The following is a 13,105-nucleotide window of genomic DNA, read 5'->3' as shown; positions in this document are numbered from 1 at the left end:
TGTGGCAGATGATCAGGAATCTGCTGTGTGGGTGCTGCCCTTTTCGCGGGCAAGCCCGCTCCTACAAGGAGCGGGCTTGCCCGCGAAAAGAGCGACGCGCACTCGCCTCAGTTACGATCCAGCCACACCGTCTGCACGTTGCAGAACTCGCGCACACCAAAGTGCGACAGCTCACGCCCGAAACCGCTCTTCTTGACGCCGCCGAACGCTACGCGGGGGTCGGAGGCGCAGTAGCCGTTGATGAACACACCGCCGGTGTCCAGCGCCGAGGTCATACGCTCTGCCTTTGCCAGGTCGGCGGTATAGATCGTCGCCGCCAGGCCGAACTCGCTGTCGTTGGCCAGTTCTATCGCGTGTTCGGCGTCACGGGCGCTGATGATCGCCGCCACCGGGCCGAACAGCTCCTGCTTGAAGGCAGTCATGTCGCGGGTCACGTTGGCGAACACGGTCGGCTCGTAGAAGTTGGCGCTGCCTTCGACTTTCTTGCCGCCCAGCAGCAACGTGGCGCCTTCGGCGAGGGTTGCCTGAACCTGGCCATCGAGCTCGTCGCGCAGGTCGAATCGGGCCATCGGGCCGATGTAAGTGTCGTCCTGCAGTGGGTTGCCGATTTTCAGGGCGCGGGTCGCTTCCACGAACTTCTGCGTGAAGGCCTCGACGATGCTGTCTTCCACGATGAAGCGTTTGGCCGCGGCGCAGACCTGGCCGGTGTTCTGGTAGCGGCCGATCACTGCAGCCTTGACGGCGGCATCGAGGTCGGCATCGGCCAGCACGATGAACGGATCGGAGCCGCCCAGTTCGAGCACGCACTTCTTCAGCGCTGCGCCCGCTTGGGCGCCGATGGCCATGCCGGCACGCACGCTGCCGGTGAGGGTAATGGCGGCGATGCGCGGGTCATTGATCGCGCGGGTGACGCCATCCGGAGTGACGTTGACCACCTCGAACACGCCTTGCGGCAAGCCAGCCTGCTTGAACAGCTCGGCCAGCAGGTAGGCGCTGCCCATCACGTTCGGCGCGTGCTTGAGCACATAGGTGTTGCCGGCCAGCAGGGCAGGGACGGCGCCACGCAGCACTTGCCAGATCGGGAAGTTCCACGGCATCACCGCGAGGATAGGGCCGAGTGGGCGGTATTCGATACGCGCTTTTTCGATCTGGGTGGCCTCGGGGGCGAGCATGGCCGGGCCGTGTTCGGCGTACCACTGGCACAGGCCGATGCACTTGGTCACTTCGCCACGGGCCTGGGCGATCGGCTTGCCGATTTCGCGGGTGATCATCACCGCGAAGGCCTCGTGGTTGGCCTGCAGTGCGTTGGCCAGAGCGATCAGGTATTCGCTGCGCTGACCCAGCGACACCTGGCGCCACTGGGCGTAGCCGGCCTTGGCGCGTTGCAGGGCTGCGTCCAGTGCGGCATCGGTGTCGTAGGGGTAGACGCCAATCTGTTCGCCGCTGTACGGGTCGACGGAAATGGCATGGGTCAGGCTGCTGATCTCGCTCATGGCGGGTCCTCTTGTTGTCTTGGCGGTGTCGTATTCGACTGAAGGCCAGACTAGTGGCGTGCGCCTTTAATGAAAACTGAATAATAATGAGCGAAACATTCACGAATGGAGAAAGACTGTGGACCTGGTGCAACTGGAGATGTTCAAGGCCGTGGCCGAACACGGCAGCATCAGCGCTGCCGCCCAACACATCCATCGGGTGCCGTCGAACCTGACCACCCGTATCAAGCAGCTCGAAGAAGACCTGGGGGTGGAGCTGTTCATCCGCGAAAAGAGCCGCCTGCGCCTGTCTCCGGCGGGCTGGAACTTCCTGGAGTACACCCGGCGCATCCTGGAGCTGGTGCAGGAGGCGCGCTCGACCGTGGCCGGCGAAGACCCGCAAGGCACCTTTGCCCTCGGCTCGCTGGAGAGCACCGCAGCGGTGCGCATTCCTACGGTGCTGGCGGCCTATAACCAGCGTTATCCGAAGGTCGATCTGGATCTCTCCACTGGCCCGTCGGGGACCATGCTCGAAGGGGTGCTGTCCGGGCGGCTGGTGGCAGCCTTCGTCGACGGCCCGGTGCTGCATCCGACACTTGAGGGCATGCCGGTGTTCGAGGAGGAGATGATGGTCATCGCACCCTTGAACCACGCCCCGGTCAGTCGCGCCCAGGATGTCAACGGCGAAAGCATCTACGCCTTCCGTGCCAACTGCTCGTACCGGCATCATTTCGAGAGCTGGTTCGTCAAGGACAAGGCCGTCCCGGGCAAGATCCACGAGATGGAGTCGTACCACGGCATGCTCGCCTGTGTCAGCGCTGGTGCAGGCCTGGCACTGATGCCGCGCAGCATGCTCGACAGCATGCCCGGCGCCAGTACGGTCAGCGCCTGGCCGTTGTCCGAGGACTTTCGTTACCTCAAGACCTGGCTGGTGTGGCGTCGCGGTACGGTGTCACGCAGCCTGAGCATGTTCATCCGCCTGCTGGAGGAGCAGGCCGGCTGAGAGGGTCAAGGCGAAAAAACCGATACCTTGCTAACTTTTTTCCTATTCGATAGTGGCAAATGACTTTCATCTTTCATCGCTACTGACGATAATCAGAAAAGTATTACTACTTGTGACCCCAGGTGGGATGGCCTGGGGCGCAAGCGAAGAACGAGAGGCCAAGCCTCCACTTGCTGCAGGCACGACCCACCAGGGCACCTGCCCGTGAAGACCTTCTGGAGTAGTCATTGATGAAAACCCGTCTTGCCACCTCGCTGGCCGCCGCAGTACTGGCTCTGGCCGGTGCCAACCTGGCCCAGGCCGCGCAAATCTCCGGTGCCGTGGGCGCCACTAGCCAGGGCGACATGACCTATCGCATCGGCCTGTCGTTCGACTGGGACAAGAAGTGGCTGCAGAGCAGCACCGGTCACCTGACCGGTTACTGGGATGGCGCCTACACCTACTGGGAGGGTGGCGACTACAGCGGCGCCCACTCCCTGTCGTTCAGCCCGGTATTCGTCTATGAGTTCGGCGATTCGGGCTATGTCCCGTTCATCGAGGCCGGTATCGGCCTGGCCGCCTTCTCCAAGACCGACGTCGGTGATCAGAAGCTGGGCTCGTCGGTCAACTTCGAAGACCGCATCGGCTTCGGCCTGAAGCTGCCGGGTCAGCAGAAGATCGGTATTCGCGCCACGCATTACTCCAACGCCGGCATCAAGCAGCCGAACGACGGCATCGAGTCGTACGCCCTGTTCTACAGCGCCGGCTTCTAAGCGCTGCCTGTGCACCGTCGGTATCGGTCCGACGGTGCACTGGCGCGCCATGCTAGCCCTGGCTGAAGGCGTGGCTAGACGAGCCCTCTGCCAGGTCAGGGCCGGCGAGCAGTCCGCAGGTCTCGTTCATCTCAGGCCTTGCGTCGCAGCAAGAGGATGAAGAACAGCCCGCCGATGGCTGCCGTGGCGATGCCGATCGGCAGATCCTGCGGGGCGATCAGCGTGCGTGCGCCGACATCGACCCAAATCATGAACAGCGCCCCGAGCAAGGCACAAGCCGGCAGCAGCCGGCGATGTTCGGCACCCACCAGGCGGCGAGCGACGTGGGGCAGCATCAGGCCGACGAAACCGATGGCGCCCGACAGCGACACCAGCACACCGGTCAGCAACGCTGTGCCGACGAACACCTTGGCCCGCACGCGCCGGGTGTCGAAGCCCAGGCTGACAGCGGTCTGCTCGCCACTCATCAGCGCGTTCAGCGCCCGTGCCAGGCTCATCAACAGCACGAAGCCCGCCAGTACGCAAACGGTCGGCAGCCACAGCAGCGACCACTGTGCCAGGCCCAGGCCGCCAAGCATCCAGAACATCACCGAGGCGGCAGCATGCGGGTCGCCGGTGTAGAGCAGCAGGTTGGCGGCGGCCATCACCACGAACGACACCGCCACCCCGGCCAGCAGCAGGCGATCGCTTTCCAGGCGCCCACCACGACTGGCCACGCCGAGTACCAGCAGCATGCTGCCCAACGCGCCGATGAACGCGGCCAGGGGCAGGCTGAAGGCTCCGGCGAACGGGCCGAGGAACAGCACCACCAGCACTGCACCGAATACCGCCCCGGAACTGACCCCCAGCAGGTGCGGGTCGGCCAGGGGGTTACGGGTCACCGCCTGCAAGGCGCCGCCGACCAGCGCCAACCCTGCACCGACCAGCGCCCCCAGCAGCACGCGCGGCGCGCGGATCTGCCAGATGATCTGCGCCTGGCCGCGGCTCCAGTCGCCGCCTGGCCCCAGCCCCACCTGCTGCAAAACAATGCCAACCACCTTGCCCAGTTCGACCTGCGCCGAGCCGAACCCCAGTGACAGCAGGCACGACAGCAGCAAGGCCAGCAGCAGCGAAACGATCAGCAGGCGATAGCCCGCAGGGCTGCGAATCGGCATCAGCGGCGGGCCTCGGCGAACTGCTGCGGATGCAAGGCCGTGGCCAGGGTCTCGATGGCCTGGGCGTTCTCCACCGACGGTGTCACCTCCAGGTACGACAGCACCACGAAACGCTGCTTGCGGATCGCCTCGACACTGCCCAGTGCCGGGTGCTGTAGAAGGAAGTCGCGTTTTTGCTGCCAACTGGTGGGCCCATAGTCGACGATGACGATCACCTGCGGATCGCGTTCCACCACGCTTTCCCAGTTCACCTGGGTCCAGCTGGCGGCGACATCGCTCATGACGTTATCGCCCCCCGCAGCGCTGATCAGCGCCTGGGGCATCCCCAGGCGCCCGGAGGTGGTGGGGCGGTCTTCGCCACTGTCGTAGAGGAATACGCGCGGCCGTTGCTTGACCTCGGCCATCTGCGCTGCGACGCGCTCGACGCGTTGGCGCAACTGGTTGACCAGCGCGGTAGCGCGCTCGCGCACATCGAAGATGCGGCCAAGGTTGTCCAGGTCGCGGTAGAGATCGTCGAGGCTGGCCTGGCGTTGCGGCATGATCCAGGAACACGACTCGCTCAGTTCGTACACCGGGATATCGAAGGGCGCGAGGGTCTGTGGGGTGACCGGCCCGCCGATTCGCATGCCGTAGCTCCAGCCGGCGAGGAAGAAGTCGGCGTTGGCATCGAGCAGGTTTTCTACCGACACGTAGCGCGGCGCCAGCTCTGGCAGCCCTTGCAGTGCTTCGCGCAGGCTTGGGTCAAGGGTTTTCCAGCCGCTGATACCGCTGTAGCCGGCCATGTGGTCGCGCAGGCCGAGCGCGAGGAGCATGCCGGTGAGATTGATATCGTGGCTGACGGCATGCTGCGGCGCATGGGTGAAGGTGACGTCGCGTTCGCAACTGCGCACGGTCAGTGGATAGTTGTCGGCCTCGGCGGCCAGCGGCAGGGCGGCCAGCAGGGCCAGGCTGGTGAGCAGCGATTTCATGCGGGGCTGATCCAGGTAATGCGTGGATGGGAGGCCAGCGGGTGGCGGTCGACCAGGGCCTGCACGCCGAACACCTCCGCCAGGCACTGCTCGGTGAGCACCTGCCCTGGCGTGCCGTGGGCGACGATGCGCCCGGCATCGATCACGTACAGCCGATCGCAGAAGGCGGCGGCCAGGTTCAGATCGTGGAAGCTGGCCAGCAGGCTCAGGCCGGTGTTGCGCAATTGCTGAAGTAGCGCCAGCTGGAAGCGTGGGTCGAGGTGATTGGTCGGTTCGTCGAGGATCAGCAGCCGAGGTTGCTGGACCAGTGCCCGGGCCAGCAGCACGCGCTGTTTTTCTCCGCCCGACAGGCAGATGAAGGCATCGAGGGCGCGCGGCAGCAGGTCGAGCCTGGCCAGGGTGTCGTCGATCAGACTCGCGTCGCCATCACCGTCGAACCAGCCCAGGTGTGGGGTACGGCCCATGGCTACGACGTCACGCACGCTCAAGCCGAAGTCTTCGGGAAACTCCTGCAGCATCACCGCGATGCGCTGGGCGACCCAGCGTGGGTTGCGCTGCCAGATATCCTCGCCATCGAGGTGCACCTGCCCGGCGATGGGGCGATTGAAACGGTAGGCGCAGCGCAGCAGGCTGGTCTTGCCGCTGCCGTTGGGGCCGATCAGGCCGACGAATTCACCGGCGCCGATCCGCAGGTCGATGCCCTCCAGCAGCGGCTGCCCACCGCTGTGCGGTGACCAGTGCAGGCCTTGGATATGCAGGGTAGGGCATGACATGGATGAACCAACCGTCGCAGGGTGAGTGATACCCGTACGGTGGAGGTGCGCGCAGCTGTCGCGGGCGTGCGGCTGCCGCGAGAACCGGCCTGCGCCCGCCCACCGCGGGAGTTGCCAACTGCTGTGACAGGCCGGTCTCCGGGCTTGCGAGGGGCATGAGGCATTCACCTTCCCATGCCGTTGGCACAGTGGTGTATCGAATGCATCGCTCGCTTACCGTTGCGGGGGCAGCGCCGGACTGCTCGCATGGGCGAGGCACCGGCTTCCCGTTTAATCCCCGGCTCGGCGGCAGGGGACACCTGAAACAAGGGGCGCATCTGAGCATTTATGGGGTGGGGAGTCAACCGGCCCTGTCGCGGGGCACGCCCGCGCCAGGGCCGACACGTTCAGGCCGGCAATGATCAGCTGCGCTTGAGCACCAGCGTCAGGATGTCGTAACTGGCCACCAGTTCACCGAGCTGGTTGGTCACCTCCACCTCCCAGGCCACCACCCCTTGCGGCTGCCCCAACGGGCTGGTCTTGCCCTGGTCGATCTTGCGCTTGCAGGTCAGGCGCGCCTGGATCGTGTCACCGATCCCCACCGGGTTGATGAAGCGCAGGGTGTCCAGCCCGTAGTTGGCCAGTACCGGCCCTTCACCTGGCGACACGAACAGCCCGGCCGCCGCTGACAGCACGAAGTAGCCATGGGCGATACGCTTGCCGAACTGCGACTGCTTGGCGGCGATTTCGTCGAAATGCATGTAGAAGTGGTCGCCCGACAGGCAGCCGAAGTTCACCAGGTCCGCCTCGGTGACGGTACGTCGGTGAGTCAGCAGCGATTCGCCGATGCGCAGCTCATCGAAGTAGCGACGGAACGGATGCACCTCGGTCTCGATCACCTCGGCGCCGCGCACGTGCTCGCCAGTGATCGCCGCCAGCATGCTTGGCGAGCCCTGGATCGCGGCACGCTGCAGGTAGTGCTTGACCGCCCGCAGCCCGCCGAGCTCTTCGCCGCCCCCGGCACGCCCGGGCCCGCCGTGCTTGAGCTGTGGCAGCGGCGAGCCGTGGCCGGTGGACTCCGGCGCCGCCTCGCGATCGAGCACCAGCAGGCGGCCGTGCCAGGCGGCGGCCGCGGGAATGGCCTTGGCGGCGATGGCGCGGTCGCGGGTCACCAGGGTCGCCACCAGGCTGCCCTTGCCACGCGCGGCCAGGACCAGGGCTTCGTCCAGGTCGTCGTAGGCCATCAGGGTGCTGACCGGGCCGAACGCCTCGATATCGTGGGCGCCGCCTTCGGCGTGTGGGTCGCGTGCGTGCAGCAGGGTCGGGGCAAAGAACGCACCTTCGGCCACACCTTCGCCCACCGGCGAGAAGCCGTCGTCGGCGCCGAACAGCTGGTCGCAGCTTTGCAGCAGGCTGCGCACGCGCTCACCGACGTCACGCTGCTGGTCATGGGAGGCCAGCGCGCCCATGCGCACGCCTTCGACCGACGGATCGCCCACCACCACCTTGGCCAGGCGCTCGCGCAGGCGGGTGGCGACGGCATCCAGGTGCCTGGCCGGCACGATGGCGCGGCGAATGGCGGTGCATTTCTGGCCCGCCTTGGTGGTCATCTCGCGTACCACTTCCTTGACGTACAGGTCGAACTCCTCGTCGTTGGGGGTTACGTCCGGCCCGAGGATGGCGCAGTTCAGCGAGTCGGCCTCAGCGGTGAAGGGCACCGAGTTGCGCACCAGGTTCGGTGTCATGCGCAGCTTGGCAGCGGTGTCGGCGGAGCCGGTGAAGGTCACCAGGTCCTGGCCCTGCAGGCGCTCGAGCAGATCGCCGGTGCTGCCGATCACCAGTTGCAGGCTGCCGGGCGGCAGCAGGCCTGATTCGTCGATCAGGCGCACCACCGCTTCGGTCAGGTAGCTGGTAGAGGTCGCGGGCTTGACGATGCACGGCATGCCGGCGAGGAAAGTCGGTGCGAACTTCTCCAGCATGCCCCAGATCGGGAAGTTGAAGGCGTTGATGTGCACCGCCACGCCTGCCCGCGGCACCAGGATATGGCTGCCGGCGAAGCGCCCTTGCTTGCCCAGCGGGATGGCCGGGCCTTCGTGCAGCAGGTTGCCCGAGGGCAACTCGCGGGTGCCGATGCCGGAGTAGGAAAACAGCGTGGCGTTGCCGCCTTCGATGTCGATCCAGCTGTCGGCACGGGTCGCGCCGCTGTGGTGGGAGAGGGCGTAGAGCTGTTCCTTGCGCTCGGCCAGGTACAGCGCCAGGGCCTTCAGGCGGGCGGCGCGCTGTTGAAAGTCCAGGGCCATGAGCCCGGCGAGGCCCTGGCGGCGGCCGAAATCCAGCGCTTCGGCGAAGTCCGGGCGTTCCTCATGGCTATAGGCCAGGACCTGCCCATCGAGGGCGCTGCGCAGGGCCTGGGCGCCGTGCTGGCCAATCCAGCGACCGGCGATGAAGCTCTGCAGGGTGTGGGCTTCAGACATGCTGTTCTCCTGTGAGGGGCGCGGTTACCACAGCGCCAGGGTGTAGCCGATGATCAGGCGGTTCTCGTCCACGGCGTTGGTCAGGCCATTGCCGGAACGGAAGGTGACGTTGCGCCAGCGCAGGCTGACGTCCTTGAACGGGCCGCTCTGGATGACGTAGGTGATGTCGGTGTCGCGCTCGCGTTCGCGGCCATTGCTGAGGGTCGCGGTTTCGGCGTGGCGACCGTCGGTGTAGCGGGTCATGAAGCTCAGGCCCGGAATGCCCATCGCGACGAAGTCGTAGTCGTAGCGCACTTGCCAGGAGTCGAGACCTGCGCGGGTGAAGGTGTTGTAGGTGACCAGGTTGACGGTGTAGGGGTCGCCACCGTTGAGAAACGGAAACGCGCTGTCGCCGGACATCTGCTGCCAGGTGGCGGTGAACTTGTGGGCCTTCACGCCCAGGGTGAACATGGCGTTGAAGTTGCGGTTGTCGATGCGGCCTGCGCGTTCGGCGCCGTCGCCGCGGCTGTCGAAGTAGCGCAAGTCGCTGCGCAGGCTCATCCCTTCGCCCAGCGGCTGGGTGTGCAACAGCCCCAGGTATTGCTGGCGATAGATCTCGTCGAGCTTGGCGTAGTAATAGCTGACGCTGGTCTGCGGGGTGATCGCGTAACTGCCGCCGCCGAAGTCGAAGTGGTCGCTGCTGGCCGCGCCGTAGCCGATGTCGTCGCGTCCGGATGAGTCGCGCAGGTTGGCCTTGGTCAGGCGTCCGGCGTTGACGGTCAGGCCCTCGAGCTCCTGGCTGGTCAGCAGGCCACCCTGGAAGGTCGATGACAGCAGGCGTGTGTCGTTGTACACCACCACCGGCAGAATCGGCTGTAGGGTGCCCAGGCGCAGGGTGCTCTTCGATACGCGCAGCTTGCCGGTCAGCCCCAGCTCGCTGTAGTCGTCCACCGGTTCCAGGCTGTGCGGGCCGAAAGGCAGCAGGCCGGTGTTGCGCCGGTCGCGGCTGGAGTCGAGCTTGATCCCCAGTTGCCCCATGGCGTCCACGCCCAGGCCTATGGGGCCTTCGCTGAAGCCCGATTCGAAGCGCGCGGTGAAACCCTGGGCCCATTCCTCGGCCTTGGCTTGCGGCGCATTGGACTGGCGGAAGTCGCGATTGATGTAGTGGTTGCGCAGCTCGACGCGGGCGTGGCTGTCAGCGATGAAATCCGCCATGGCCGGCAAGGGCAGGGCGAGGGTGGCCAGCCAGGCGGCCGACTTGAGACGAGTGTGGTTCATTGTTGTTATATCCGACATTCGAGGTTCAAGGGTTCAGTGCTTGCTGGCGCCGGCAGCGCCGATCCCGGTCATGGAGCGGATGAACTGGCCCAGGTAGCGGCCACGCTCTTCGCTGGCCCGTTGCGAGCTGTCGGTGACCGAGAACGCCCAGGCACCGAGGAACGCCAGGCTCATGGAGAACAGTGCCGGGTTGCTGTAGGGGAACAGCGCGCGCTCGTTGTGCAGCACGTTGACCCACACCGCCGGGCCCAGCACCACCAACACGATGGCCGAGGCCAGCCCGGCCATGCTGCCGGCTACCGCGCCGCGGGTGGTCAGGCCTTTCCAGAACATCGAGAGCAGCAGCACCGGGAAGTTGACCGAGGCGGCAATCGCCAGCACCAGGCCCGAGAGGAAGGCGATGTTCTGCGATTCGAACAGCAACCCCAACAGTACTGCGAGCAGGCCGATCAGCAGGGTGGCGATGCGCGACATGCGCATTTCTTCCTGCTCGCTGGCCTGGCCCTTGCGCACGACGCAGGCATAGAGGTCATGGGAGATCGCCGAGGCACCGGATAGCGCCAGGCCTGCGACCACGGCAAGAATCGTGGCGAAGGCCACTGCCGAGATGAAGCCCAGGAACAGGTTGCCACCCACGGCCTGGGCCAGGTGCACGGCGACCATGTTGCCGCCGCCGATGATCGCGCCGCTGGCGTCGCGGTAGGCCGGCTCGGTCCCCACCATGACGATGGCGCCGAAACCGATGACGATCAGCAGCAGGTAGAAGTAGCCGATGAAACCCGTGGCGTAGAACACGCTCTTGCGTGCTTCCTTGGCGTCACTGACGGTGAAGAACCGCATGAGGATGTGCGGCAGCCCGGCGGTGCCGAACATCATGCCCAGCCCCAGCGAAATGGCGTCGATGGGATTGGACAGCAATGCCCCGGGAGCCATGATCGCCTGGCCCTTGGCATGCGCTGCCACGGCGCTGGCGAACATCGCCTCGGTGCTGAAGCCGAAATGCTTGAGCACCATGAACGCCATGAAGGTGGTGCCCGACAACAGCATCACCGCCTTGATGATCTGCACCCAGGTGGTGGCGAGCATGCCGCCGAAGGTCACGTACAGCACCATCAGTACGCCCACCAGGGTGACGGCGTAGAGGTAGCTGATACCGAACAGCAACTCGATCAGTTTGCCGGCGCCGACCATCTGCGCCACCAGGTACAACAGCGCGACGGTCAGCGTGCCGAACGCGGCGCTCAGGCGTACCGGGGCCTGCGCCAGGCGGTAGGAAACCACGTCGGCGAAGGTGTACTTGCCCAGGTTGCGCAGGCGCTCGGCGATCAGGAACAGGATGATCGGCCAGCCGGCGAGTACGCCCAGGGCATAGAGCAGGCCGTCGTAGCCGTTCATGAACATCATCGCCGAGATGCCGAGGAAGGACGCGGCGCTGATCATGTCGCCGGCGATCGCCAGGCCATTCTGCATCCCAGTGAGGCCACCGCCTGCGGTGTAGAAGTCACTGGTCGAGCGGGTGCGGGCCGCGGCCCAGCGGGTCACCAGCAGGGTGAAGCAGACGAACACCATGAACATCGAGATGGCAGTCCAGTTCATTGCGCGCACTCCTGGCGAACCTTGTCGTTGAGTGGATCGATGACGCGGTTGGCGCGGTGCATGTAGATGCCGGTCAGGGCGAACGACAGCAGCACCATCAGCACACCCACCAGCATGCCGACGCTGGTGACGCCGCCATTGAGCGACTGGCCGAGCAGGCCGGGGGCGAAGGCCACCAGCAGCACGAAGCCGTAGTAGGCGGCAAGCATGGTCAGGGTGAGGCTGCCGTTGAGGCGGCGCTTGCGGCGGATCAGTTGCTGGAAGTCGGGGTGCTTGCTGATGGAGTCGATGTGCTCGGGTGTCATGGGAAGCGGTCCTCTGTCTTGTAATTGTTTTTTCAGGTCACGCAGGGTGTTGCAGGGTTGCTGGCGGCCTCATCGCGGGACGAGCCCGCTCCCACAGGTACAGCGGTGACCATCGGTCTTGTGGGAGCAACGGTCTTGCTCAAAATTTGAAGTCCAGCCCAGTTCCTGCGGGAGCAGGCTTGTCCCTTTAAAGTCCAGCCCAGTCCCTGTGGGAGCAGGCTTGTCCCTTTAAAGTCCAGCCAATCCCTGTGGGAGCGGGCTTGTCCCGCGATGAGGGCGCCGCGGTCTCAAAGTTGATCGAAATCCAGCACCACGCGATCACTCAGCGGATACGTCTGGCACGACAGCACATACCCCGCCGCCACCTCGTAATCCTCCAGCGCATGGTTGCTGTCCATTTCCACCTCGCCCTCGATCACCCGGCACTTGCAGGTCGAGCACACGCCGGCCTTGCACGAATAGGGCAGCTCGGCGCCAATGGCGTTGCCGGCATCGAGAATGTTCTGACTGTTGCGCGGCAGGTCGAAGGCCAGGGCACGGCCATCGCTGATCACGGTGATATGGCTCAGCGCCGAGTCCAGCTGGCGCTGAGCCTCGCGGGCTTCGCGCCGGGCTTCGCTGCCAGCGGCGGCAAACAGCTCGAAATGGATGCGTTCGCGCGGCATGCCGTTGTCTTCGAGGCTGGCGCGCACGGTTTCGGTCATCGCCTGCGGCCCGCAGATGAAGGCGGCATCGAGGGCTTGCACGTCGAGCCAGCGAGAGAACAACTGGCCACACTTGTCAGCATCGATTCGGCCGTTGTACAGGTCGACATCCTGCTGTTCGCGGCTGAACACGAAAATCAGGTTCAGGCGGTCCAGGTAACGGTTCTTCAGGTCTTCCAGGCGATCACGAAACAGTGCGCTGTTGCTGGCGCGGTTGCCGTACAGCAGGGTGAAGCGGCTGTTGGGCTCGCAGGCCAGGGTGGTGGCGATGATCGACAGGATCGGGGTGATACCGCTGCCGGCGGCGACCCCCAGGTAATGGCCATGACGCTCGGCCTGCAGTGGAACGAAGAAGCTGCCGCTGGGCGGCATCACGTCCAGTTGCTGGCCGGCCGCGAGCACATCGTTGGCGAATGCCGAAAAGCGCCCGCCTGGCACGCGCTTGACCGCCACGCGCAGCTCGCCGTCCTGCACGGCACTGCAAATCGAGTAGGAACGTCGCACTTCCTCATCGTCGAGAAAGGTGCGCATCACCAGGTACTGGCCCTGGGTGAAGCGGAACGCGTCCTGCAGATGGGCGGGAACGTCGAAGGCGATCGACACGGCGTCGCGTGTCTCGTGACGTACTTGCTTGATGGTCAGGCTGTGAAACTGGCTCATGGTCGTCT

General features: G+C 65.3%; 10 protein-coding genes, 1 pseudogene and 1 riboswitch. Of the genes and pseudogenes, 2 read left to right on the top strand and 9 right to left on the bottom strand.

From position 1 onward, the window contains the following. Positions 1-107: 107 nt before the first annotated feature. The gene (locus VA602_RS26070) at positions 108-1,493 is read right to left on the bottom strand and encodes an aldehyde dehydrogenase family protein (RefSeq protein WP_323454725.1); all 1,386 of its coding nucleotides are present in this window, start codon (positions 1,491-1,493) and stop codon (positions 108-110) included. A 118-nt stretch (positions 1,494-1,611) separates the two neighbouring features. Here VA602_RS26070 and ptrR point away from each other — a divergent pair, with 118 nt between their 5' ends. Beyond that, positions 1,612-2,475 carry a putrescine utilization regulator PtrR gene (ptrR, locus tag VA602_RS26065; RefSeq protein ID WP_054890640.1) on the top strand — a complete coding sequence of 288 codons (864 nt, stop codon included), beginning with the start codon at positions 1,612-1,614 and terminating at the stop codon, positions 2,473-2,475. Positions 2,476-2,705: 230 nt separating this feature from the next. Continuing rightward, on the top strand, positions 2,706-3,227 hold the full coding sequence (locus tag VA602_RS26060) for an acyloxyacyl hydrolase (RefSeq protein ID WP_054890639.1): 522 nt from the start codon (positions 2,706-2,708) through the stop codon (positions 3,225-3,227). Between the two features lie 131 nt (positions 3,228-3,358). Here VA602_RS26060 and VA602_RS26055 read toward each other — a convergent pair whose 3' ends face one another. From VA602_RS26055 to paaE, 8 genes and pseudogenes are all read right to left on the bottom strand, one after another. Next, the gene (locus tag VA602_RS26055) at positions 3,359-4,381 is read right to left on the bottom strand and encodes a FecCD family ABC transporter permease (protein WP_200602403.1); all 1,023 of its coding nucleotides are present in this window, start codon (positions 4,379-4,381) and stop codon (positions 3,359-3,361) included. Beyond that, positions 4,381-5,349 carry an ABC transporter substrate-binding protein gene (locus VA602_RS26050; RefSeq protein WP_323454724.1) on the bottom strand — a complete coding sequence of 323 codons (969 nt, stop codon included), beginning with the start codon at positions 5,347-5,349 and terminating at the stop codon, positions 4,381-4,383. The genes VA602_RS26055 and VA602_RS26050 overlap by 1 nt, the downstream gene beginning before the upstream one ends. After that, entirely contained in the window at positions 5,346-6,122 is a 777-nt protein-coding gene (locus tag VA602_RS26045) for an ABC transporter ATP-binding protein (RefSeq protein ID WP_323454723.1), read from the bottom strand. Before VA602_RS26045 ends, VA602_RS26050 begins: the two co-directional genes overlap by 4 nt. A gap of 112 nt (positions 6,123-6,234) precedes the next feature. Continuing rightward, positions 6,235-6,440, bottom strand: a riboswitch (cobalamin riboswitch). A gap of 83 nt (positions 6,441-6,523) precedes the next feature. Beyond that, positions 6,524-8,575, bottom strand: a complete 2,052-nt coding sequence (gene paaZ, locus VA602_RS26040; RefSeq protein ID WP_323454722.1) for a phenylacetic acid degradation bifunctional protein PaaZ — start codon at positions 8,573-8,575, stop codon at positions 6,524-6,526. Between the two features lie 24 nt (positions 8,576-8,599). Next, the gene (locus tag VA602_RS26035; RefSeq protein ID WP_323454721.1) at positions 8,600-9,832 is read right to left on the bottom strand and encodes an OprD family porin; all 1,233 of its coding nucleotides are present in this window, start codon (positions 9,830-9,832) and stop codon (positions 8,600-8,602) included. Positions 9,833-9,865: 33 nt separating this feature from the next. Then, positions 9,866-11,434 (bottom strand): annotated as a pseudogene (locus VA602_RS26030) (cation acetate symporter); the annotation flags it as partial. Further along, positions 11,425-11,733, bottom strand: a complete 309-nt coding sequence (locus VA602_RS26025) for a DUF485 domain-containing protein (RefSeq protein WP_063544952.1) — start codon at positions 11,731-11,733, stop codon at positions 11,425-11,427. The gene VA602_RS26025 and the pseudogene VA602_RS26030, both read right to left, overlap by 10 nt. A gap of 287 nt (positions 11,734-12,020) precedes the next feature. Then, complete coding sequence (gene paaE / locus VA602_RS26020) at positions 12,021-13,097, bottom strand: 1,2-phenylacetyl-CoA epoxidase subunit PaaE (RefSeq protein WP_323454720.1); 1,077 nt, start codon at positions 13,095-13,097, stop codon at positions 12,021-12,023. Between the last annotated feature and the right edge of the window lie 8 nt (positions 13,098-13,105).

The organism is Pseudomonas machongensis (assembly GCF_034961125.1).
In the GTDB taxonomy this organism is placed as follows: Bacteria; Pseudomonadota; Gammaproteobacteria; order Pseudomonadales; family Pseudomonadaceae; genus Aquipseudomonas; species Aquipseudomonas machongensis.
This window is presented reverse-complemented; position numbering and strand designations above follow the sequence as displayed.